Raw genomic sequence first — 23,529 nt, forward strand, 5'->3', positions numbered from 1 at the left:
TATTCCTTTAGTAAGAGACGTATACATCGGTAAGTAACTGAGAAACTTCTGGGTACTTAGCTGCACGTGCCTTTGCAACGGCATCGTCTACATTGGCTTTAGACTGAGCATCAATCGCATCGAGCTTGGCTTCGTCAATTTTGTCTTTGACTTTTTCGCGGAATATTTTCAATGGATCTTTATGTTCTTTGACATAATCCAGTTCTTCTTTAGAACGGATAAGCCCCGGATCACCTTCAAAATGTCCATAAAATCGGTTGGTTACCGTTTCAATCACACTCGGGCCTTCACCACGGCGGGCACGTTCAATGGCTTTTTGTGCAACTTCATACACAGCAAAAAAGTCTGTTCCATCTACTTTTTCAGCGGGTAAGCCAAAACCTGCTGCTCGGCCTGCAATATCTTTACTGCCTACGGCATAATCATGTGCAGTACCTTCACCAAAACCGTTATTTTCAAAAACAAAAATGACAGGAAGCTTTAACACCACAGCCATATTAATGGCTTCAAAAGTTAAGCCCTGATTTGAACCGCCATCACCAGTAAAAGATAGACCAATCCCACCATTTTTGAGTGTTTTAGCACTTAAAGCTGCCCCAATAGCCAAAGGTGGACCACCACCTACAATACCGTTTGCACCGAGCATGCCTTTATCTAAATCCGCAATGTGCATTGAGCCGCCTTTACCACGACACAAACCATCATCTTTACCAAAAATTTCTAACATCATGGCGTGAATGTCACAGCCCTTAGCAATACAATGTCCGTGACCACGATGTGTTGATGTAATGAAGTCCTTATCTGTTAAATTTTCACAAATCCCTACTGCAACAGCTTCCTCACCGCTATAGAGATGGATGAAACCAGGGATATCACCTGTATTGTTTTCATCGTGAAGTCGATCCTCAAATTCACGAATGTCGCGCATTCTTTTGTATGCTGCTAGCAATTGCTCTTCCGTTAATTGCATATATTTGTTCCTTATTCACTACGCTTAAAAGAAAACCCAAAATTGAATAATTGGATTTTTAAATCGTATATTTATATAAGAATATTTTTATTTAATTTCATATTAGACTAAAAAAATATAATGCATAAAAAGATGAGATAAATATTAAAAACAGAAGGTTATGAAATTAAAAATTTTTGTAAAATTTTACAATAGTTCAATCACATACAAAAACAAACCTTTAACCAACCTTTGTTTTATATGATAAGTTTTTTGCTCTGTTTTAATATTATTAATGCATTTAAAGCAGCTTATTTAATATCAGGGTCTATATTAATTATTTTAAACGACGGAGTGTTTGAAATGGATTTAAATAACACAGTATTAACAGGAAAGAAGTTACGTGGCGCTGAAAAAATGGCACGTATTCCAATTAAAGTTGTTCCAACGGAAACGACACCGAAAAAGCCAGAATGGATTCGGACTAAAATTAGTCAACCTGAGGAAGTCCAAATCATTAAGGATTTATTAAGGCAACAAAAACTACATACGGTTTGCGAAGAAGCAGCTTGTCCTAACTTGCCGCAATGTTTCGGCAGTGGAACAGCAACATTTATGATTATGGGAGATATCTGTACTCGACGCTGTCCATTCTGTGATGTCGCTCATGGTCGTCCTCATGTTTTAGATATTAATGAGCCAAAGCATTTGGCTGAAACAGTCAAGAATTTAAACTTAAAGTATGTTGTGATTACTTCGGTTGATCGAGACGACTTAAAAGATGGTGGCGCACAGCATTTTGCCGATTGCATTCGAGAAATTCGTGAGATTAGCCCAAATACTTTGATTGAAATTTTGGTTCCTGATTTTCGTGGTCGTGCAGATATTGCCCTGAAGATTCTGAGCCAAAACCCACCCGATGTTTTTAATCATAATATTGAAACCGTTCCACGTCTGTATAAAGCCATGCGACCAGGCTCTAACTACCAGCATTCATTGGATTTGCTCAAAAAATTTAAACACTACTGTCCTGACATCCCAACCAAATGTGGTTTGATGGTCGGTTTAGGTGAAGTTGAGGCTGAGGTTATTGTGTTATTGAATGATTTGAAAGATTACCACGTTGACTATGTCACTATCGGTCAATACTTACAGCCATCTAAGTCTCATGCGCCAATTCATCGTTTTGTTACGTTGCAAGAGTTTAAGCACTATCAAACACATGGAGAGCGCTTAGCGTTTAAAAATATTTGGAGTGCGCCATTGGTACGATCAAGTTATTTTGCCGATCGTCAGTATCATGGTGAGGCTGTGCCTAACCCTTACATGAGCGAATGAATTTTTATCCTATTTACGTTTATTAACATTTCAGATGGAAATAGTCATTTTCAGCTCATACGAACACTTTTAAAGTAACTCAAGGACTGGTAAAGCCAAAAGATATGATTTAACCAAGCAAAGATAAAAGCATTTAAAATCGAAGCAAGAAGAAATGACGTAAATGACTATAAATTTGGAAGCTCATTTCTAAAGTTTAAAAATATTACAGTCTCATCATAAAGGAATATGATATGAACCTGTTCAATACACCACCTGCAAAAAAGCTGCAAACAACCCATTTAATTAATCAAACTACTGTGCATGCTGCCCCTGTTTTAGCATTGCCTCAAGAAGATCAAACGTCTTTATTCCGCCGCTCTATTCAACATAATTATGCTGACTTACTCAAAATAGCGGATGATTCAGATATGGCGATTGGTCTTACAGATCATCACGGGACTCTCTTATGGACATGGAGTAGTTCAGCCATGCTTTCTTCTGCTGAACAGGTACATTTTATTGAGGGCGGACATTGGTCTACACAGGCAGTTGGAACCAATGCGATTGGTATGACCTTGAACAGCCAAATTTCAAGTTGCGTCTATTCTCATGAAAACCAAATGGACAGTGTTCGTGATTGGGTTTGTTATGCCGCACCGATCTGGGATCCAGCATCAGGTCAATTTCATGGCATTATTAACCTTTCCACAAAATATAAAAAACATACGCCTTTAGGGCTGCTTGCAGTTGAACGCTGTGCAGATTTAATACAACGCGCCATAAAACTTGAACAGCAAAATTTTTTATACATTAAGGCACTAGGCTCGCCTTGGGTTCAATTTAATGGGCATACATTGAACTTGACTCACCGTCAAATTGAAATACTATGCATTTTAGCTTTGTATCCCCATGGCATTTGTTTAGAAGAGTTACACTATGCCCTTTATGGTGAGCGTAGTGTCAGCCTAAAAACCCTAAAGGCTGAGCTTTCACAACTTCGTAGCTTATTACCCCATTCAATTGAGGCTCGCATTTATAGGCTTAGCTGTGAAGTTCAATGTGATTTTTTACGTGCTGAACAATCATTAAATGCAAATCTTATATCCAGTACATTCTCGCTATATAAAGGTAGCTTTTTATCTAAATCAGAAAGCCCATTACTCAGCACATGGAGACATTGTTTTGATGCCCGTTTAAGCCAGTTGATCTATCAAATAAAGGATATCGATCAATTATTACGAATTATTGGGCAAACACATGATCGAATTGATGCAATACAACGCTTATTAGAACTCTTACCACAAGATAGCGCCCACCGTAATTATTTTTCAAACCTAATTTAAATATTATTTTTGGCTTCAACTCTAAAGTTTTATTGTGTAGAAGATTGAAAAGGAAGTATGACTTTCATACTTCCTTTAATAAAATTTAAAATTGAGAACTAACTACAGTGAAGTCTAGTAATTCACTTACCTAGCTTTGACACCCAGTTTGTCGCTGGATGGTGTACCCATGCCATTACTACAGCTTTAATAGTTAAAGCCACCAAATCTTCTAAGTCTAAGTTATGTAAGTGTGACTTACCATAAGCGCACGTCTATGCCGTGATGGTGACGATAAATATTTAAGAATGCTGACAAGCTTCATCCACCGTTGGTGATATAGAGGATCGGCATCCCCTTTCTTAAAGGGGTTTCAATGAGGTGTGAATAGCCCCCACTCTTCTAGACAAATTTAGTCTATTCTTAAGACCTTTTTAGTAGGAAAATATCTATTCATAGCTAGGTTCATGAACCAAATATTTTACCAGTTATAACTTTAGTACTCTAAGTAATTAAATTTGTTGTTTATTAAACATAAATTTAATTGTGAACTATATTATAGGTGAACATAAGTTAAATAGGATATCCAATATTGCGCCCTACATAACTCAGCCGTTGGCGCAACTTCACTGGAGAGATTCACAACAATATTAATCTCTCCAGTGATGTATCTTATTGTCCACTGGCTTACAGGTGCATTAATCCATTTACTGCTATGTTAGAATACTTTCTTTATCAATAGCCCCACATTAAAATTCCTTCGATCTGCGGGCTCAAAGAAACGGCTATTGCTATCATTTACAATTACTGAGCCAATATAGTTACGGTCAAACAAATTATCGACTCGTGCATAAGTATTTACTTTCCAGTCTTTATTGACCCACAAATAGCCAACATTTGCTGCAACAACGGTATAACTTGGTGCAGTATCGGAATTGATATCATCGACATAAATTTTGTCCATATAACGTGCTTCCAAGCCTGCATGAAAGCCCTGCCCAGGTTGCCATGCCAAGCCTACAAAAGCTTGATTCTTGGCAATACCAGGAATGTATGTTCCTTTTTGTATCAGCGGTTTGGTTGTGGTCGCTGGAATATCAGCATCAAAAGTCGCATCTAAATAACTATAGCTGGTTCGAACATTGAGTGCTTGCCAGAGCTGTTTTTGCCACGATAACTCTAAACCTTTACGTAAGGTTCTTTCTGCATTGCGAAATGTGCTACGGCCGCCATTGGCATCGTCAGGCACAATGTCATTTTTAGTTTCAGTATGAAATAAAGCAAAAGCAAACAGCCCTAATGTATTCTGCGATTTTAATCCAAGTTCTGTGGTATCACTGGTCGCAGGTTTTAAATTAAAGTTAATGCCTGAAGTCCCTACTGTAGGATAAGCCATCTCGGTAAAGGTTGGTGTTTCGAAGCCTTTGCCATAACTGGTATAGGCGTAAAGCTCGGGTAAAATTTCCCAACCTAAAGCGACAGTTGGAAGTAACTTTTGATAATCTATTGAACCACTGTCGTCACCATTGCCTGTGGTGATGTAATGATCTGCAGACTCATAATTGACATTGCTATAACGCAAACCTGCATCTAAATGCCATTGTGGTAAAAACTGCCATGAGGCTTGGACGTAAGGATCGAGATTCCACAAGGTATTGATTTCATTACGACGTGACTCACCTTTCAAACCATAACGCCCTGTCGCATCAAAGTTTTCATACCCCTGACGATCTTCCCGCATTTGGTCAAATGCCAAACCTGCAATAAATGTAGTATTCGGCAAGAGCTCTTTCCCCGTCCAACGGAAGTCTGCACCATAATAGTCCCGATTAAAATCGATCATGCCACCAGCATGACGTGGATTTTTTTGTGCACTGCTCGAGATCGACTGAAATTGCACAACCTGTCTATTGCCAAAATAGACCATGCCATACAACTCTTGCTGATCATTCAGGGGTTTGTTCCATGTCAACCCTGTTTGGGTTTGTTCAATTTCTTTACGTACATCATAAATATTTTTAGCATCATTCACTTGCTTCGGATTGGCTTGCCATTGCGCACGGTTTAAGCCTTGAGGATCATCTGCCTCAATTTTTGTAAGGTTTATGAGCCAATTAATCTTACTACCATCCTCCAGATTCCAAGTGAGCTTGGCATTATTCAACACTTTTTTCGCAGCGCTATGATCACGGAAACCATCCGTATCAAAATAGGAAGAACTGATCACATAGGCGGGCTGACGGGCTTGGTCTGAACCACCTTGCACTTGGATATTGGCTTGTTGTTTATGGTGGCTGCCTGCATTTAGACCCACTTGAATCGAGTCTTTCTCTTGTCCTTCTCTGGTTTCGATTAGAATGGTTCCACCCGATGAGTTACCATAAATGGCAGAAAATGGACCTGTCAAAACTTCAATATTGTCCAAGCTGTCTAAGTCAATATTGGAACTTTGCCCCTGACCGTCGGGCATGGTGGCAGGAATACCATCGACATACAGGCGTATGCCCCGCACACCAAAAGTTGAACGCGCGCCAAAACCACGCATGGAAATTTGCAAATCTTGTGCGTAATTTTCACGATTATTGATTTGTAAGCCCGCGACACCTTGCAGTAGTTCAGAAAGATTTACATTGGTATTTTCTTGCATCTGCGGCGCTTGAATTTTCTGTATAGTGGCTGGCGTCTGTAACAATTCACTATCAATACGCACCGCTTGCACTTTAATTACAGGAAGTTGCTGGTATTCGGTAGTGTCTTGCGCATGTAGTGCCATCGACTGCAATATCACAGCAGTCAATAATGCATATTGAAAGGGAAATGGATTCATATTCAGTAATCTCACAAGATATCCTTTTCTTATCATCTGGTAGAGTGTAAAAAGCCCCTCTAGTACAGAAGGGCTTTCCGTGTCTTCTTGTTGATTATTCGCCTAAGCTATAGGCAATCACATAATCGCCATGATCAGGTGACTGACGCGCACCACCTGCAGAAATGACCACATATTGCTTCCCTGTTTTTGGTGAAATGTAGCTGATTGGCGTACCCTGGCTACCCACTGGTAAACGAGCTTTCCACAATTCTTCACCATTGGATGAATTGAAGGCGCGTAAGTAGTAATCCTGTGTTGCTGCAAAGAACACTAAACCACCCTGTGTTGCCATTGGACCGCCAATGGTTGGCATACCAATCGGTGCTTTTAAGCCCATTTTGATGCCCATAGGACCTGTATCTTCTACAGTACCCAACGGAACCTGCCATGCAATTTGACGAGTTTTCATATCAATTGCAGTCATGGTACCAAATGGTGGTTTTTGACAAGGAATACTTAAAGCTGACCAGAAACGGTTTTTGTTGACTTTATATGGTGTGCCTTTCATTGGAACTGCACCCATACCAGTATTTACTTTCTCACCGCCATTGGCTTGAATCGCCAAGTCTTCAGGAGTCTGTTTGATCAACTGAATCCAAAGCCCTAAACGCATGTCATTCACAAACATATATCGATGCGTTGGATCGAAAGCAATAGAACCCCAGTTCATGCCACCCAACGAACCTGGGAAGCTTAATGACACATCCGTACCTGGTGCAGTAAATAGACCTTCGTAACGCATCGATTTAAAATTAATACGACACATCAATTGATCAAATGGTGTAGCACCCCACATGTCTGATTCAGTCAAGGTTTGATTACCAATTTGTGGCATTTCAATGGAACGCGGTTGAGTCAAACTGTATTGTTCATTTGGAATATCTGCGGCTTTAACAGGCTGTTCAATGACTTTGGTCAATGGTTTACCTGTGACACGGTCAAGTACAAAGAACTGACCAGACTTGGTACCAATGACTACAGCAGGTTTAGTCGAACCATCTTTGAATGGAAAATCGACTAAACTTGGTTGCATTGGCAAGTCAAAGTCCCATAAATCATTATGAACTGTTTGATAGACCCACTTTTCTTTACCTGTGGTCGCATCAAGTGCCAATACCGAAGTATTGTATTTATGATCCAATGGTTGACGATTTGCACCCCAAAGATCAACCGAAGAACTCCCCATTGGTAAGAACACGGTATTCATTTGAGGATCATAAGACATGGCCGCCCATGAGTTGGCTGAACTACGTTTATAAGTTTCACCTGGCTTTAACACATAGTTCGGATCTGGATTACGCGGATCGAACGCCCAACGCAATTGACCTGTAATGACATCGTATGCACGAATTACACCACCCGGCATGTCTGCACCTACGTTATCGGCAATACGGCTGCCAATGACAATCGACGTACCTGCAATGGTAGGTGCTGAGGTCACTTCAAAACGTGGTGCTTTGGTGCCATCACCTAAGCCTTCAAGTAGATTTACCGTACCGTCAACACCAAAGTCTTTACAACTCTCACCTGTATCGGCATTGACTGCAATTAAACGACCATCAGGTGTATTGGTATATACACGACGTGGGCAAGCTGTATTGGTCGCGACTGCGGTTACGGCTGTTGCTCCTGCCAAGGTTGGCTGTACCAAGGCTTGCGTCGAATCAAAATAACCCACACCACGGCAACGCTCCCAAGCATCGGCTTTAGAGTTCACTTCGGCTTTCCAGATTTGTTTACCTGTGTCCGCATCCAAAGCAATCATGTTGTTATGCGGGGTACATAAAAAGACTTTATTGCCGACTTGTAATGGTGTCATTTGATCTTCTGCACCATTACCCGAACCTGTGGTCATATCCCCCGTTTGGAAACGCCAGGCTTCTTTTAACTTGGATACATTATTACGGTTAATTTGGTCGAGTGCAGCGAAACGGCTACCCCCTGCATCACTACCGTAGTGGTCCCAATTCACTTGCTGTTTACTTGGTTCCACAGGGACAAGTGGCAATTCCTCACCCGATGCTTGAACAGTTGGGTGTGGAATAAACATACCGTATAAACCACCGAACATACCCAAAACAGTCAATCCCCCCACCACATAAGCTGGTGCTGACATTGCTGTCTGTTGCTGGTATTTACGAATGGATGGCAATGTGAATAACACAGCAGCAAATAAGCCTGCGGGGAACATTAAGCGTGAATGTAGTGGCCAGAATTCAAAGCCAGTATCAATCAATGCCCAAATGACAGTACCAATAAAGACTAAACAGAATAATCCGACCCCAAGGGCTTTTTTTCGAAAAATGAAAATCGCTGAAACGATGGTCACTAAGCCTGCAATAAAAAAGTACCAAGAGCCACCTAAACTGATGAGCTTTCCGCCACCAATTAAATAAAATAGGCCTGTTAACAATAAGGCCAAGCCTAGGATAAAGCACCATATTTTAAATATGGCTCCTGGCTTAGATTGAGCTTCAGACATACATCTTACTCCAAGTGCCGTGCGTTTAAATGACCACTCCCTCTCTCCTTTGAGTATCATTTATCTTCACGAATAAATTCTTGTGCTTTCGCAACTGGGTTACGAAAGCTATGACTTAAGTGTTTAAACAAAACAGCACTACTGTTTATATTTTAATCATTTTCACAATCTAAGTGCTGTTAAAAATTAACTTTCATACTTAAACCTGCGACCCACGCGTCCTCTACTTCTTTAACCCCTGTTGGTTGGTAGATGTATTGCAAGTTTGGTCTGAGCATGACCGCTGGGGACCATTGGTAGGTATAGTTCAGTTCGACATTCAGCTCGTCACGTTGAATCGGGACGTAGTCGCTGGCAATGGCATCGTAACTGTAATAACCACGACCTTCATTGGTGGCGATTTGCTTGTCCGTCGCACGATCATTCACGACATAATTGGCTAAGCCAAAACCGATGGAATCATTCGGGCGACTATCGAAAGGTCCTTTGTACCAAAGCGCGAGTTGTTGTGTACTTTCTACAAATGTTGTGGCCTTATCATTCACGACGCCATTAAAGCTAATGTATAAACCACGCTTCGGATCTGCCCCATGCTGTGTGAGTTGCTGTTGCGCATTCAACCAAAAACTGTATTTACCATCTTGCATTTCGCCACTGCGTATATCTTTTGCTTCGGCGGTGGAATACAATGCACCCACTTTATATTCCCCAGGCAAGCCATTAAACGAGGCTAACTTTGGTTTCCAAGCCAACTCTACAGGAATGGTTGCACCCTCAACATTGTCCATATCAAGGTTAAAACCATCACTATTCGATTGTGTTTTCACATTGTCTGGATTGACTTCATACACGCCCAAACCAAGTGACCATGCAGGTGCAAACTGGTATTTAATATTGGTACCCCAGAGTCCTACAGGCCAGTTGTACCAAATTGAACCAATTGATTTACCTAACTGACCGCCACAAAGTAGCAAGTTCTGGAATTCACATTGTGAGCTGTTAAAGTCATCCGACATGCCCATACGTCCAATCTTGAATTGGACACGGTTATCATCAAATCCTGTTTTGATCCAAGCCTGAGTTAAGCGCCATATTTTTCCACGCCCGTAAATTTCTTGCGTATTGCCTAAAGTGCTGGCACGCGGGTCTTTAATCCGTTCTAAAGTTAATGAGTTACCATCACGTTTGGTAATCATTAAGCCAGCTGTAGTATTTTCCCAACCTGCAATTTTACTTAAATCGAAATTAGCACCTAAGGTCAGTTGTCCCGCATTTTCCAACGTGTTGTCATCGTTATAACCACCAGCCAAATTGGTCGCTGCCTGGCTCATAATTGCAGCGGTAAATTTATATCCTTGATCTTCCAGTTGCTTCCGTTCACCGTTCCAATCACCCAATAACCATTGACGGTCTGCCGAATAAAACTCATCGGCTGAAGCCAATTGGCAAGTTAAAAGTGCCAAAGATAATGTGCCTAGTCTTAATAGTTGTTGCATACCAAACATCCTTTTCTGTGAGGAAAGCTCAGCTCAGTTGAGCTTTCCATGCGGTTTTTATTATTTAATGCGAACGGCTGGGCTCAGTTCAGAGGTTGCACCCAAATGATCAGTCACATTCGCCGTCACACTTGCAGCACCACTCAGTGCTTTCCATGTTGCTTGACCGTGACCTTGTGCATTGGTTGTGAGGACTTGAGCCCCTAAGTACTGTTCAGCTTCTTGACTATTGGCTTGGCGATTGGCAAAGAATTCAACTTGGTAACGTTGATTTGGTTGCCCTTGAACTGTCGCGGTGACTTGACCTTTGTTATAGCTTAAACGTGGCGCTAGGATATTTTGGTTTGGGATCGCATTACAGCCTTGTTCATTCGACTGTGTACAGGTTTTTTGCAGTTTTGCTGCTTCAATCACCACACCACCACCACGAGAACCGACAAAGCCAGCATGTTCAAGTGCAGGCACTGCAAATACAATGGCACCCAAACGTTGATCTGGCACACACGAACCACCTGCTTCACAGCGTTTAATGTCTTTGCCATTGTCCCAAATTAGGTTTTTGGTCAATGTCGTACGGGCATTGGCATCTTTTTCTGAACGAATGGCAATGCCAAGACGGTTACCATGCACTTTGTTACTGTCAAAAATGTTGCCATCACCCGTGAGGTTAAAGCCTATCGAATTGTTGGTCAGTTCGTTATAAGCGATGTAATTGCGCTTACCCCAGTTAATTTGCAAACCATCAGAATAGTTTTCAAATTTGTTGCCGACCACTGCGTTGTCATTGCCCCACAGGATTTCAATACCCTGAGACGGCTCTGGATTGGCTTTGGTTGAAGTAAATAAGTTGTTGGCCACAAGGTTAAATGCCGCGCCACGGGTAAGCTCAAGACCATCGCCATTATCGACAAACAAGTTGTTCAAGACTTTGTTGTTATTGGTGGTGGTCGAGGTCGGATTGCCCTTACCGTCATCACCCGTCAACATTACGCCTGAGCCACCGTAGTTATTACTGATACGGTTATGCTGAATTAAGTTGTTGCTCGAACGGTTAATCAGGACACCGATACAGAAACGGTGGATATCGAGACCTTTTAAAGTCACGCCATTGACATCTTGCAGCACCAGACCCGGCAAACTCATGGTACGGACGTTGGTGCCAAACTGTTCAGGGTTTGCCCCCGGACACGCTTTCGCACCCTCACCTTTAATATAATTTGAACCATCAATCGCAATAAACTCGCCTGTTTTGTCCCATTGCATCCCGATGATCTTCACTGAAGACTTAATTGGCGGCAAAGGCTGATTTAGTTTAATTGCATAGGGGGCTTGCCCCACAGCTTGGATGTGAATTTCATTTTCTTGCGTCGCATTGGCATTCGATTGTTCAATCGCCCAACGCAGTGAACCTTTTGCACTATCGTCCTGATAACGATCCACAATATAAGTTTCTGCACTGGCCAAACCTGATGCCGCTAAACTAAAAACCAATGTGGTCAAACGTAAAGTTGATGGTTTCATATTTTAAATCCTTTTCTATCCTTGAACATGAATAACGCAGTGCGTTAAGGGGTTGGTTGTACAGTTTTCAGCAACTGTTTGAGTTGAGTCACATCAATTTGACCCGGTGCAGAGGCTTCACCAATCATGCCAAAACTTAGGCTACCGCCCATGTTGGCAGTCGCCACACGTGAAATGGTGCCCAACTGCCCCATCGACATGGTCAGTAGTGGTTTTTGACTTTTTTGGCTGACGGCAAAGGTGGCATTCATGAGGGTAAAGACATCTTGTTTTGACTTTGGCATTACCGCAATTTTCAAAATGTCGGCACCCATCTGATCTTGTTTTAGCAGACGGTTTTCAATGTCTTCTTGCTCAGGTGTTTTTGCAAAATCATGATTCGACATGATCACCAACACCTTCTTGTCATGCGCCAATTTGATTAATTTCGCCACACTGCCTGCATCACGGAACATTTCAATATCCAGCAATTGCATAAATGGCTTTTTCAGGTATTCACGATAAATTTTTTCATAGTCTTGGTCAGACACTGTCATTTTTCCGCCTTCGTTATGGGTACGAATGGTCGCGATCAACGGTTTGTCTTTTAAAATTTGATTCAGCTGCTGACCCAATGCGATGACTTTTTTAGTGTCGGCAGAAAATTCGAGTAAATCGATACGGAACTCAGCCAGGTCCACATCTGGATTGCTGGCAATCACTTTGGCTTGTGCAATCGCTTGTTCAGCCGTTTTTGCGGTAATGGGTACGATGGTTTTAACAGGTAAGTCGCCAATATTGACGTTTTTCACCATATAGTGCTGTGCGTTTGATTGAGCCACTTCAGCTCCAAATGCTGGCATTGCTGCGATAACAGCACTGCTTAAATAGAGTTGCATTGCTAATTTTTTGATTGTCATCATTACATTTCCTTGTATTTTCAAACTATTGCCTGACTTCTGTCATCAATGGTAAACATACGTGGGATGAATGAAATGGGTCATACCATCACCACGTATAAACTTTTATCTATCGAGCCTGTGCAAAGTGTTCTGCATTGAACTGAATCAACTTAGATATCTAAAAACACCGTTTCATCTTCGCCTTGAATGCGAATGTCAAAGCGATAAACCACTTCACCATCACGCTCTTCGCGCTTAGCAATTAAAGTCTGACGACGTGGTGCCCATTCAATGCCTTTGAGCACAGGATCTTGTGCATTTGCTTCCGCTTCATCATCAAAGTAAACACGCGTGTTTAAGCCAATATTGATGCCACGTGCAAAAATGATCAGTGCAATATGCGGAGCTTGAGTTGTGCCTTTACGGCCTGGAACAGCACCCGGCTTAATGGTATTAAAACTCCAGAAACCTGTTTCGAAGTCTGCGCCTGTACGGCCCCAGCCCAAGAAATTAGGGTCGACTGCTTTGCCTTGAATGTCAGCCGCACTTGGATACACGCCATTGGCATCAGCTTGCCAAATCTCGATTAAAACATCACGTAATGGCAAACCTAAGCCGTCAAACACCTGACCTTCCAAGCGAATGCGTTCGCCTAAAGTATTTTCTTTAACCAGTTGGTTGTTAAAGTTATTTTCAAAGACTTCAATGTTGGCTTGTTTTGGTAACAAACCAATGTGTACATATGGTCCACCTGTTTGAGATGGAGTTTCATGCAATTCTTGAAAGTTCCAATTGTTCATGTTGTTCTCCCTGAATTAAGTCAAATCATTTTCGAAATAAGTCGCACGACGACCACGTAAAGTGATGTCAAAGCGGTAACAACGGCTGTCTGCTTCAATGAAGTTGCTCTTGTCTTCTAAAGCAATCAATGCACGACGTTGTTCTTCCGAAGGAATGGTTTTAATAATTGGACACGAATCAATGAGCGTATCGCCTTCAAAGTAGAACTGCGAAATAAGACGTTGTGCCCAACCATCAGCAATCAAAGAGAAATGAATGTGTGCAGGACGCCATTCATTAATACGGTTACGCCAAGGATATGGACCCGGTTTAATGGTACGGAATACAAAATAACCATTGGCATCGGTCATCATGCGACCACAGCCGCCAAAGTTCGGGTCCATTGCACCAATAAATTGGTCATTTGGATGACGGTAGCGCCCTGAAGCATTGGCTTGCCACACTTCGAGCAAAGCATTTTTGACTGGGCGACCAAACTGATCACGGACATAACCATGCACAATAATGCGCTCGCCAATCGGCAAACCTTCTTTGGCATAGTTCAAGATCAAATCATTGTCTTTAGGACCAAACTGGTCTGCACTGAAATGCGGTGCGGTCACTTCAGTTAAAGTTTCTGCAATTGAGATCAATGCATTTTTAGGCGAGCGTAATACACTGGTTTTATAGCCGGGTGCATATGCTGGCGGATGATCTTCGGTATTGCGTTGTGCATAAGCACCTAAAATAAGTTGCGACATGTGACGTCCCTCTTAATCTTGTTCCATTACTCTTGATTCATTTGTTCTTGGCTAAGCTGCTGTTCGCTGAGCTTTTGCGGGGCAATACCCAAATCTGCAAAAACTTCTTCTGCCATATGCATAGCTGCATTGGCTGCGGGTAAACCTGCATACAGAGAACAGTGCAAAATCAACTCTTTTAAATCATCCTTGGTCACACCATTGTTAAAACAAGCACGTAAATGCATACGTAGTTCGTCTTCACGGCCCAGTGCCAATAAAACGGCAATGGTGACTAAGCTACGGGTATGACGCGGCATGCCCGGTCTAGACCAGACTTCGCCCCACGCAAAACGGCTAATAAAATTTTGGAAGTCGGCATTGAAATCATTCAAGTTCTCAAGTGAACGACCGACATGCTTTTCACCCAGCACTTCAGTGCGTACGGTAATTCCTTGTTGATAACGTTGTTCATTATTCATGGGAGAAACCTCAATTAGGTCGCATCGGTATGTGCGACCAGTGATTTAACAAAAATAGCGACTGCTGCTGCTGTTGCTGGAATTAACAGCAGACTTAAAATAGCTGTAAACGACCAGTCATTGCCCAGTAAAACTGCGCCGATCCAAGCCCCAAATACCGCACCGAAACGACCAATCCCAGACATCCACGCCACACCTGTTGCACGGCATTGGGTTGGGTAAAAACGCGCACTCAGTGCTGGCATTGCCGACTGCGCACCATTAATTGCAACACCAGCGCAAAGCACTAAAATGGCAAGTAAGGTTGGATTTGCTAAGCTCTGACCAACGGCAAAGGCAAAGATCCCAGCGACAAAGTAGAAGCCTGCAATAATGCGGTTCGGGTTGAAACGGTCCATTGCCCAGCCAATAAATAAAGCACTGAGTACACCGCCAAACTGGAATAAACCACCAATAAATGCAGCTCGTTCCATGGTTGCGCCAGTTTCACGCATTAAGGTTGGTAACCAACTGGTGAGTAGATAAATCATCACCAAACCCATGAAATAGGTCAGCCACAATAAAACCGTGCCTTTGACATATTTCTGAGAGAACAGCATGCCAAACACACCTTTCTTCTCTGCACCTTCAGTTTTTTCTTCAGGTACATGAAACTCGGTCACACCCTGTACTTGCATCGGTGCAATACGCGTCAAAATTTTGCGGACTTTTTCACTGTCACGACCTTTCACAATCAAGAAACGATACGATTCAGGTAAGAAGAAAATCACCAAGATCATCAAAATTAGTGGAGACCAACCGCCCAATAAGAATAAGCTGTGCCAACCAAAGGTTGGGATCAACCAACTGCTAATGAAACCGCCTGTCGCCATACCTAAGTTGTAACCACAGAACATGCAGGTCACGAGTAACGAGCGTGAGCGCTGCGGGCAATATTCAGAAAATAGCGTGGTTGCATTCGGCATTGCAGCACCCAAACCAATACCCGTTAAAAAGCGCAGTACCACTAAAGTGTTTAAGTCAGTTGCATATGCCGATGCCAGAGTAAAACCACCAAAAATCAGCATCGAAACACTTAAAACAATCTTGCGCCCAAAGCGGTCAGCGGTTGGACCAGACACCAAAGCACCAATAATCATGCCGCCTAAAGCCGCGCTCATGACTGGACCCAGTTGCGAACGGTCTATCCCCCAGTCTTGTGCTAAAGCGGGAGCAATAAAACCCATTGCCGCAGTATCAATACCGTCAACAAAAACAATGAGAAAACATACAATTGCGATCAACCACTGATATTTGCTAATCGGTGCATCATTAATCAGTGCTTGTGCGTCTATACTCGTTTTTTGAGTAGCGTATTCCTGAGACGCCATACCTGCCTCCTTGGGCTGAAAGTCCTTTTAAAATCCTTAAACTATTGAATCGATCCAATAAACTGACTGAGGGTTTGATTAAACAACTCAGGCTGTTCGATATTGGAAAGATGTGATGCATTAATCACTAGGAGTTCACTATCTTTAATCTGTTGTTGCATAAACACGCCATCTGCCACTGTGGTGACTGGGTCAAATGCACCTGCAATCACTAAAGTTGGAATCTGAATCTGTTGAATTTCTTTGTTCAAATCTGCTTGAGCCAATGCACGGCAAGATTCTGCATAACCCAATGCTGGCGTAGTCGCTAAAGACTGAATGGTGCGCTGTGCCAAAGCATCATGTTGATAATCAAACTGTTCGCTGAACCAACGGGTATGCGTAGTTTTGACCAAATCTGCTAAGCCATTGGCTGTCACTGCATCTGCACGTGCATTCCAACCTTCTTCGGTCCAAATTTTGGCCGCTGAATTGGCAACAGTTATGCTATGAAAACGATCCGCATGGTGAATACCGAGCCATAAAGCCGTCATACCGCCCATCGAAATTCCACAAAAATGCGCTTTTTCAATGTTTAAACCATCAAGAATATCAATCACATCTTCTGCAAGATTTTGTACAGTGGTCTGCTCAATCACATCGCTTTGCCCATGGCCACGCGTGTCATAAGTCACCACTTTGAACTGCTGTTCAAAAGCAGCAACTTGTGGCTGCCACATGCCTTTATCTGTACCCAATGAGTTTGAAAATACAATCACAGGCGCATCGTCTTGCCCACTGATCGCAACGGATAAAGTCTTGCCTTGACGATTGATCATCGTGATATTCACTTTGCCTCTCCTTTTGCTTCTTGCAACACCGCATCAATCTGGTCTTGAATATTGCCAAGATAAGATTCGGGTTTAAAAATTTCTGAAATCTGCGCTGCGCTAAATAAGTCTTTAACTTGATCCAATTCAGCAATCACATCTCTTAAGTGCACGCCTTTTGCAACAGCTGTTTTACACGCGTCCTCTACCAAATGATGAGCCTGTAAACGTCCGATGTGTGGCGCCAATGCCATCATCACCGCTTCTGCCATAATCAAGCCTTGAGTACATTCCAAATTCCGCTGCATATTCTCTGCATTAACTTGCATCCCTTGTAAAACATCCAAAGTTCGCTCTAAAGCACCAGCACAGAGTTGGAAAATTTCAGGCAATGCTAGCCATTCCGCATGCCACCCCCCTAGACTGCGCTCATGTTCTTGCACCATGCTTTGATACAAACTCGACATCAACACAGGGACACGATTGGCTGCGGCCAATACAGATGCCGCCGCGACAGGATTGCGCTTATGTGGCATAGTGGATGAGCCACCACGACCTTTTGCGGTTGGCTCAAACACTTCAGCAATTTCAGTTTGCATCATCAAAGACCAGTCACGTGCCATCTTGCCCAAGCTACCTGTCACCATTGCTAAGACGCTCGCGATTTCAACAATACGGTCACGCTCGCCATGCCAAGTACAGCTTGGAACTGAAAGTTGTAACTGTGCTGCAAAGGCTTGAACGACGGCTGTACCTTGATGCTGCAAAGATGCCAATGAACCGACTGCACCACCCAATTGAGCAGTAAACACACGCGTTTTCATGGCTTCAATACGGGCCAAATCACGATGAAAGGCCGAAGCCCAACGTGCTAATTTATGACCTAAGGTAATGGGTAAACCTTGCTGCAACCACGTGCGCCCAATCATGACTTGTGAGCGATACTGTTCTGCTTGAGCCAAAGCTGTGCGATAACATTGTTGAATTAAGGTTTCAACATGCGTCATTGCCGCACGGCATTGCAAAATGCAGGCAGTATCTAAAATATCTTGACTGGTTGCACCCCAATGTACATAACGTGCAGCATCTTCATCGTTTTGTTTTACAATCGCAGTTAATTGCTTCACAAAAGGAATCGCAATATTGCCCGCCAAGCCTGTAGCAACAGCTAAAGCATCAAAATCAAACTGATCAATCGCAGTCTGTGCAATTTGAAAAATTGCTGTTGCGGCAGATTCTGGAATGACGCCGACCTGAGCCTGTGCTTGTGCCAAGGCAACTTCCGTCTCAATCATGTAAGACACCAAAGCGCGATCACTGAAAATTTCAGTCACTTCGGTTTGGTAAAATAAGCTGGCATATAACTGGCTCATGTTTGTCTTTCCCTGATCCGCTTTGCTCATACGATTAAACACGCTGAATAATCAGCGCAATGCCTTGACCCACACCAATGCACATTGAACATAAGGCATAAGTGCCACCCGTTTGTTCTAACTGGTTTAATGCCGTCGTGACTAAACGTGCGCCCGATGCACCCAGTGGATGACCAATCGCAATCGCACCGCCATTTGGATTCACTTGAGTCGTATCGTCAGCCAGACCTAGGTCACGGGTAACGGCCAGTGCTTGTGCCGCAAACGCTTCATTCAGCTCAATCACATCCATCTGCTCTAATGTCAGATTGGCTTGTTTCAGTAACTTTTTGATGGCAGGTGCAGGTGCAAAGCCCATGATGCGCGGTTCTACCCCGACCGCTGTAGAGGCAATGATCTTGGCACGCGGTTTAAGGTTGTATTGTTCAACTGCGCCTTCTGATGCAATCAGTACAGCAGCAGCACCGTCATTGATGCCTGACGCGTTTCCCGCTGTGACGGTGCCTTCTGCTGTGACGACTGGCTTCAGTTTCGCCAAACCTTCGAGTGTGGTCGATGCACGCGGATGTTCATCGGTATCCACCACAATTGGATCCCCCTTACGCTGAGCAATGCTCACTGGGATGATCTCGTGTTTAAAAAAGCCTTGAGCTTGCGCGGTTGCTGTGCGCTTTTGACTCGTCAAGGCAAACTGGTCTTGATCTGCACGATCAATATTAAATTGTTGTGCCACGTTCTCCGCAGTCTGCGGCATGGTCTCTACACCATACATCGCTTTCAGCTTAGGATTGATAAAACGCCAGCCCATAGTGGTATCTTCAATCTTTTGGCTACGACCATAAGCCGTTTCTGATTTACCCATGACAAAGGGTGCACGAGACATACTTTCCACACCACCTGCAATGATCAGGTTGGCTTCACCCGCTTTAATCGCACGCGCTGCCATGGCAATGGCATCTAGTGATGAGCCACATAAGCGATTGACTGTCGTGGCAGGAACTTCAACTGGTAAGCCTGCAAGCAGTGCAGACATACGGCCCACATTGCGGTTGTCTTCACCCGCTTGATTCGCGCAGCCATAGATCACGTCATCCACCTGTTTCCAATCCACGCTTGGGTTGCGTTGTATTAAGGCTTGAATTGGCACTGCACCTAAGTCATCGGCACGTACTGGAGCGAGTCCACCTGCATAACGGCCGAATGGGGTACGGATGGCATCAATGATGTAAGCATTTTTCATATTTTATTTTCCCTTGGAATCCCCCTAAATCCCCCTTTACTCAAGGGGGAAACTCCTCCCTTTTAAAAAGGAGGTCGGGAGGAATTAATTATCCCTGTGTCGCATCTACCAACGGAGCACCCGTCATGGCCTGCAATTCTGCAAAGCTTAAACCGTCGACTTTCTCAATCACTTTTAAACCCTCTGCGGTGACATCAATCACACACAGATCGGTATAAATACGATCGACACACTTCAAACCTGTCGCGGGATAGCTTAGTTCAGCTACGATCTTCGGTTCACCTTGTTTGGTCACATGGTCGGTGGTAATAAAAACTTTCTTGGCACCCACCGCTAAGTCCATTGCACCACCGACTGCAGGAATCGCATCAGGTGCACCGGTATGCCAGTTGGCCAAGTCACCATTGGGTGCCACTTGGAAGGCACCTAATACTGCAATATCCAAGTGACCACCACGCATCATTGCAAAAGAATCGCCATGGTGGAAAAAAGCACCGCCTTGCAGCATGGTCACATACTCTTTCCCTGCGTTGATCAGTTCAGGGTCTTCTTCACCTGCGACTGGCGGTGGGCCAAAAGCCAACAGTCCATTTTCAGAATGTAAGAACACATCTTTGTCTGAAGGCAGGTAGCTGGCAATCTTGGTCGGTAAGCCAATCCCAAGATTGACATACGCACCATCTGGAATATCTTGTGCCACACGTTCTGCAATTTGGTTACGGCTGAGTTTTTGATAGCTCATGATGTTCTCCCGATTACACAGCAACAGGTTCAGGTTGAACCTGCACCACGTGTTGAACAAAAATACCTGCGGTAATGATGTGTTCAGGGTCTAAAGCACCCAAGTCCACCACTTCAGAGACTTGTGCAATGGTTACATCTGCGGCCATGGCCATAATCGGGCCGAAGTTACGTGCCGATTTGCGGTAGACCAAGTTACCCCAACGGTCGCCTTGTTGGGCTTTAATCAAAGCAAAGTCAGCTTTGATTGGATATTCCAGTACATAATCTTTACCGTCGATGTGACGGGTTTCTTTGCCTTCGGCCAATAAAGTGCCGTAGCCTGTAGGGGTGAACACTGCCCCGAGTCCCATACCTGCAGCTTGAATACGACAGGCCAAATTGCCTTGAGGCACCAGTTCCAACTCAATTTTGCCTGCACGATAGAGTTCATCGAAGACCCAAGAGTCGGACTGACGTGGAAACGAACAGATGACTTTTTTCACGGCACCGGCTTTGAGTAGCTTGGCTAAACCATAGTCACCATTACCAGCATTATTGCTAACGATAGTAAGGTCTTTAATGCCGAGTTGAATTAAGCCATCAATTAGTTCAGCAGGTTGTCCTGCTGTACCAAAACCACCAATCATGATGGTTGAGCCGTCGGTGATTTGGGAGAGCACTTCCTCGAGGGATGCCGCACTTTTATCTATCATTAGATAACTCCATTGTGCATCATGCAAATTTGAAAAGGCGCGGAAAACTAACTTGTACTGGAGGACGATTCAGCTAAAACGACATTCCCTAGTTTTTTAGTTCGATTTCCTTATATATTCATTTTTTATAATTTCTATGCTTTAGGCTAGTTGGTAAGCTTAGTTTTCGTTCGATTATCGAACAACTTTATTGACTATCGCACAAAACCTGATTTTTTTAGTCTGATTTCACGCTATAGTAAAAACTAAGAGAGAAACAAAAAATATGCAGGATATTAAGTATGAATGAGAAATTGAGCAAAACTGAAAAGCTACTTCTAAATAAAGACAATAAAAAAACCATTCGACATGAAGATTTTGTGGCCGGTATCAGTAAAGGTATGGCGATTCTGGACAGCTTTGGTACTGACCGACATCGTTTAAATATTTCTATGGCAGCAGAACGAACAGGCATGACACGAGCTGCTGCACGGCGTCACTTGCTTACCCTTGAATATTTAGGTTATTTAGAATCTGATGGTCATTATTTCTACCTAACCCCTAAAATTTTAAAATTTTCAGGTTCTTATCTTGGGGGTGCTCAGCTTCCTAAAATTTCTCAACCTTTACTCAATTTGTTGACCAATCAGACATCTTTGATCTTTTCAGTTATGGTACTGGATGGATATGAGGCTATTACAATTGCTCGCAGTGCAGCCCATCAACAAACCGACCGAGTTAATCCTTATGGCCTGCATCTTGGTAATCGTTTGCCCGCACATGCAACTTCTGCAGGAAAAATTCTATTGGCACATTTAGAATTAAATGAACAGCTTGAATGGCTAGAGAAGTATCCTTTACAACGATTAACCAAATATACGCATACTGAAAATGAGGAGTTTCTAGAACTTTTACATGAGATCAAGGAATTTGACTGGTGTTATTCATGTGAAGAACATGAGCTAGGTGTGCATGCGCTTGCTGTTCCTATTTATGACCATAGGTCTAAAGTGATCGCAGCCTTAAATATTGTCTCCCCCACCATGCGAACAACCAAGGAATATTTGGTTCAAAATATTCTACCTTTACTCCAAGAAACAGCTCGAGAACTGCGTAATATTTTATAATTTATCAAGGCTTTGTTGCACAAAGATTTAAAGATTATAGCTACCCGAGTCTACTCAGGTTTAAGTGACAATTTAGGTATGAGGTCGGACTAATTCCGTAAATTTATTTAATACTGCCATAACTAAACCCGAACCCAATAAGAAACCAACAAGCATTCCTTGCCAAATAAAAACTACTCTTTGCTTCTTATCAATCATTTATCTCTCAAGTAATCAACCAACTTTATTATTCCTAAGTAATCAGCTAAATAAAAAATAGAAAACATGATTACAAAAGCCCGTCATAATTCCCCAAAAACGTAATGGATCAATCAGGTTTACCACCCTATTTTGATTTAATTCTAATTAATCGTAACCCTTTTGTTATAAATGGGAAAAATTTTATCACCGGCAAGCCTGCTTAGCGTAACTTCGCTATATCTATGGATGCGACACCCAGCAACAAGCAACCTGCAAAATATCTGGTCAGGCAAAGACCGCCCGGTCTCGTCCCTGCTGTTTTCCTGAATACATCGCCTGGTCTGCTCTTGCAATGGCTTTTTCCATGCTTTCATCAGCCTCGACGTGGATAATACCGACCGTGGCGGTAATATAGATCATTTCACCACTTTTTAGTCGGGTCGGATTGCTATGCAGTGACTGAAAAATTCTGTCGATAATCTCATGCAGGGAATCGGCATTGTCCACTTCCAGAAAGATTAAAAATTCCTCGCCGCCAAAGCGAAAAATGTTGTCCGTATCTCGAAGGGAATCACGCAGGATCTGCGCCGTATGGGCAAGAACCTCATCACCTGCCTGATGTCCATATTGATCATTGACCACTTTAAAATGATCTAAATCCAGTAAACCGACTGCCAATATTTTCTGGTTTTTTTCAGCACTCTGACGCAAGGCACTGAATTGATTTTCCATTCCATATCTTAAAGCTAAACCGGTTAAAGGATCATACTGCAATGACTGGGTAATAAACTGGGTTCTAAAATAAATCAGCAGTTCCAGTAGATCACTCTGGCTTTTTTGATATTGACTGACTAAGACTGCCTCTACGGATTGATTGTCACTGAGCCTGGAAAATATATGATGCAAATGATGATGCACAAAATAATGCGCCTGCTCCAGTTCCTGGGTTTTATCAGGATTGATTTTTTCAAACTTGGCGCGATTGGATTGAAACCATTTGCCAAAATGACACAATAAATGGCTTTCTTTCGCGGAAAATTGTGGCTTGGCAGGTGTTTTTAAAACGAGATATTGAAATACTTTTTGCGCCCAGGCGATATGTAGCCGAATGCCCTCGTCTATTTCGATCAGTGCTGCATTTTGAGAATTTTTAGTGGGATGTAATTGATCCAT

Annotated in this window: 19 protein-coding genes; 3 read left to right on the forward strand and 16 right to left on the reverse strand. The window is 43.0% G+C overall.

Annotated elements, in window-relative coordinates:
- Positions 1-7: 7 nt before the first annotated feature.
- Entirely contained in the window at positions 8-970 is a 963-nt protein-coding gene (locus tag E0H88_RS07950; RefSeq protein WP_075166713.1) for a thiamine pyrophosphate-dependent dehydrogenase E1 component subunit alpha, read from the reverse strand.
- 342 nt (positions 971-1,312) lie between these two features.
- On the opposite strand from E0H88_RS07950, the gene lipA reads away from it, so the two are divergent.
- Entirely contained in the window at positions 1,313-2,287 is a 975-nt protein-coding gene (gene lipA, locus E0H88_RS07955) for a lipoyl synthase (protein ID WP_131273761.1), read from the forward strand.
- Between the two features lie 233 nt (positions 2,288-2,520).
- The gene (locus E0H88_RS07960) at positions 2,521-3,612 is read left to right on the forward strand and encodes a helix-turn-helix domain-containing protein (protein ID WP_131273762.1); all 1,092 of its coding nucleotides are present in this window, start codon (positions 2,521-2,523) and stop codon (positions 3,610-3,612) included.
- A 697-nt stretch (positions 3,613-4,309) separates the two neighbouring features.
- Here E0H88_RS07960 and E0H88_RS07965 read toward each other — a convergent pair.
- The 14 genes from E0H88_RS07965 to E0H88_RS08030 all read right to left on the reverse strand — a co-directional run bounded on the left by E0H88_RS07965 (position 4,310) and on the right by E0H88_RS08030 (position 21,070).
- Complete coding sequence (locus E0H88_RS07965; protein ID WP_131273840.1) at positions 4,310-6,418, reverse strand: TonB-dependent receptor domain-containing protein; 2,109 nt, start codon at positions 6,416-6,418, stop codon at positions 4,310-4,312.
- A gap of 94 nt (positions 6,419-6,512) precedes the next feature.
- The gene (locus E0H88_RS07970; RefSeq protein WP_131273763.1) at positions 6,513-8,942 is read right to left on the reverse strand and encodes a glucose/quinate/shikimate family membrane-bound PQQ-dependent dehydrogenase; all 2,430 of its coding nucleotides are present in this window, start codon (positions 8,940-8,942) and stop codon (positions 6,513-6,515) included.
- Between the two features lie 179 nt (positions 8,943-9,121).
- Positions 9,122-10,438, reverse strand: a complete 1,317-nt coding sequence (locus E0H88_RS07975; RefSeq protein WP_131273764.1) for a carbohydrate porin — start codon at positions 10,436-10,438, stop codon at positions 9,122-9,124.
- A gap of 60 nt (positions 10,439-10,498) precedes the next feature.
- Entirely contained in the window at positions 10,499-11,959 is a 1,461-nt protein-coding gene (locus E0H88_RS07980) for a right-handed parallel beta-helix repeat-containing protein (RefSeq protein ID WP_131273765.1), read from the reverse strand.
- A gap of 44 nt (positions 11,960-12,003) precedes the next feature.
- Positions 12,004-12,861, reverse strand: a complete 858-nt coding sequence (gene aroD / locus E0H88_RS07985; protein WP_092819518.1) for a type I 3-dehydroquinate dehydratase — start codon at positions 12,859-12,861, stop codon at positions 12,004-12,006.
- 149 nt (positions 12,862-13,010) lie between these two features.
- A complete protein-coding gene (gene pcaG, locus E0H88_RS07990) occupies positions 13,011-13,640 on the reverse strand; it encodes a protocatechuate 3,4-dioxygenase subunit alpha (protein ID WP_131273766.1) in 630 nt (209 codons plus the stop codon).
- A 15-nt stretch (positions 13,641-13,655) separates the two neighbouring features.
- Positions 13,656-14,381, reverse strand: a complete 726-nt coding sequence (pcaH, locus tag E0H88_RS07995; protein WP_058952216.1) for a protocatechuate 3,4-dioxygenase subunit beta — start codon at positions 14,379-14,381, stop codon at positions 13,656-13,658.
- A 26-nt stretch (positions 14,382-14,407) separates the two neighbouring features.
- Complete coding sequence (pcaC, locus tag E0H88_RS08000) at positions 14,408-14,842, reverse strand: 4-carboxymuconolactone decarboxylase (RefSeq protein ID WP_131273767.1); 435 nt, start codon at positions 14,840-14,842, stop codon at positions 14,408-14,410.
- Positions 14,843-14,856: 14 nt separating this feature from the next.
- Complete coding sequence (gene pcaK, locus E0H88_RS08005; RefSeq protein ID WP_131273768.1) at positions 14,857-16,212, reverse strand: 4-hydroxybenzoate transporter PcaK; 1,356 nt, start codon at positions 16,210-16,212, stop codon at positions 14,857-14,859.
- 41 nt (positions 16,213-16,253) lie between these two features.
- Positions 16,254-17,030 (reverse strand): 3-oxoadipate enol-lactonase, encoded by a 777-nt coding sequence (gene pcaD, locus E0H88_RS08010; RefSeq protein ID WP_171458677.1) that lies wholly within the window; start codon positions 17,028-17,030, stop codon positions 16,254-16,256.
- Between the two features lie 8 nt (positions 17,031-17,038).
- Complete coding sequence (locus E0H88_RS08015) at positions 17,039-18,394, reverse strand: 3-carboxy-cis,cis-muconate cycloisomerase (protein WP_131273770.1); 1,356 nt, start codon at positions 18,392-18,394, stop codon at positions 17,039-17,041.
- A gap of 34 nt (positions 18,395-18,428) precedes the next feature.
- On the reverse strand, positions 18,429-19,634 hold the full coding sequence (gene pcaF, locus E0H88_RS08020) for a 3-oxoadipyl-CoA thiolase (protein WP_131273771.1): 1,206 nt from the start codon (positions 19,632-19,634) through the stop codon (positions 18,429-18,431).
- 88 nt (positions 19,635-19,722) lie between these two features.
- On the reverse strand, positions 19,723-20,376 hold the full coding sequence (locus tag E0H88_RS08025; RefSeq protein ID WP_131273772.1) for a 3-oxoacid CoA-transferase subunit B: 654 nt from the start codon (positions 20,374-20,376) through the stop codon (positions 19,723-19,725).
- A gap of 13 nt (positions 20,377-20,389) precedes the next feature.
- Positions 20,390-21,070 (reverse strand): 3-oxoacid CoA-transferase subunit A, encoded by a 681-nt coding sequence (locus tag E0H88_RS08030; RefSeq protein ID WP_131273773.1) that lies wholly within the window; start codon positions 21,068-21,070, stop codon positions 20,390-20,392.
- A gap of 281 nt (positions 21,071-21,351) precedes the next feature.
- Here E0H88_RS08030 and pcaU point away from each other — a divergent pair, with 281 nt between their 5' ends.
- On the forward strand, positions 21,352-22,176 hold the full coding sequence (gene pcaU / locus E0H88_RS08035; protein ID WP_454494841.1) for an IclR family transcriptional regulator PcaU: 825 nt from the start codon (positions 21,352-21,354) through the stop codon (positions 22,174-22,176).
- A 465-nt stretch (positions 22,177-22,641) separates the two neighbouring features.
- Here the strand turns inward: pcaU and E0H88_RS08040 are convergent, their stop codons facing one another.
- Positions 22,642-23,529, reverse strand: coding sequence for a diguanylate cyclase (locus E0H88_RS08040; RefSeq protein ID WP_165493302.1), 888 nt, complete (start codon positions 23,527-23,529; stop codon positions 22,642-22,644).

It is taken from the genome of Acinetobacter sp. ANC 4216 (genome assembly GCF_004331195.1).
In the GTDB taxonomy this organism is placed as follows: Bacteria; Pseudomonadota; Gammaproteobacteria; order Pseudomonadales; family Moraxellaceae; genus Acinetobacter; species Acinetobacter kookii.

Excerpts from the sequence above, each read along its gene's own strand:
- E0H88_RS07950 (WP_075166713.1), bottom strand. The coding sequence starts at position 970 with ATGCAATTAACGGAAGAGCAATTGCTAGCAGCATACAAAAGAATGCGC.
- lipA (WP_131273761.1), top strand. The coding sequence starts at position 1,313 with ATGGATTTAAATAACACAGTATTAACAGGAAAGAAGTTACGTGGCGCT.
- E0H88_RS07960 (WP_131273762.1), top strand. The coding sequence starts at position 2,521 with ATGAACCTGTTCAATACACCACCTGCAAAAAAGCTGCAAACAACCCAT.
- E0H88_RS07965 (WP_131273840.1), bottom strand. The coding sequence starts at position 6,418 with ATGAATCCATTTCCCTTTCAATATGCATTATTGACTGCTGTGATATTG.
- E0H88_RS07970 (WP_131273763.1), bottom strand. The coding sequence starts at position 8,942 with ATGTCTGAAGCTCAATCTAAGCCAGGAGCCATATTTAAAATATGGTGC.
- E0H88_RS07975 (WP_131273764.1), bottom strand. The coding sequence starts at position 10,438 with ATGCAACAACTATTAAGACTAGGCACATTATCTTTGGCACTTTTAACT.
- E0H88_RS07980 (WP_131273765.1), bottom strand. The coding sequence starts at position 11,959 with ATGAAACCATCAACTTTACGTTTGACCACATTGGTTTTTAGTTTAGCG.
- aroD (WP_092819518.1), bottom strand. The coding sequence starts at position 12,861 with ATGATGACAATCAAAAAATTAGCAATGCAACTCTATTTAAGCAGTGCT.
- pcaG (WP_131273766.1), bottom strand. The coding sequence starts at position 13,640 with ATGAACAATTGGAACTTTCAAGAATTGCATGAAACTCCATCTCAAACA.
- pcaH (WP_058952216.1), bottom strand. The coding sequence starts at position 14,381 with ATGTCGCAACTTATTTTAGGTGCTTATGCACAACGCAATACCGAAGAT.
- pcaC (WP_131273767.1), bottom strand. The coding sequence starts at position 14,842 with ATGAATAATGAACAACGTTATCAACAAGGAATTACCGTACGCACTGAA.
- pcaK (WP_131273768.1), bottom strand. The coding sequence starts at position 16,212 with ATGGCGTCTCAGGAATACGCTACTCAAAAAACGAGTATAGACGCACAA.
- pcaD (WP_171458677.1), bottom strand. The coding sequence starts at position 17,030 with ATGATCAATCGTCAAGGCAAGACTTTATCCGTTGCGATCAGTGGGCAA.
- E0H88_RS08015 (WP_131273770.1), bottom strand. The coding sequence starts at position 18,394 with ATGAGCCAGTTATATGCCAGCTTATTTTACCAAACCGAAGTGACTGAA.
- pcaF (WP_131273771.1), bottom strand. The coding sequence starts at position 19,634 with ATGAAAAATGCTTACATCATTGATGCCATCCGTACCCCATTCGGCCGT.
- E0H88_RS08025 (WP_131273772.1), bottom strand. The coding sequence starts at position 20,376 with ATGAGCTATCAAAAACTCAGCCGTAACCAAATTGCAGAACGTGTGGCA.
- E0H88_RS08030 (WP_131273773.1), bottom strand. The coding sequence starts at position 21,070 with ATGATAGATAAAAGTGCGGCATCCCTCGAGGAAGTGCTCTCCCAAATC.
- pcaU (WP_454494841.1), top strand. The coding sequence starts at position 21,352 with ATGAATGAGAAATTGAGCAAAACTGAAAAGCTACTTCTAAATAAAGAC.
- E0H88_RS08040 (WP_165493302.1), bottom strand. The coding sequence starts at position 23,529 with ATGGATCAATTACATCCCACTAAAAATTCTCAAAATGCAGCACTGATC.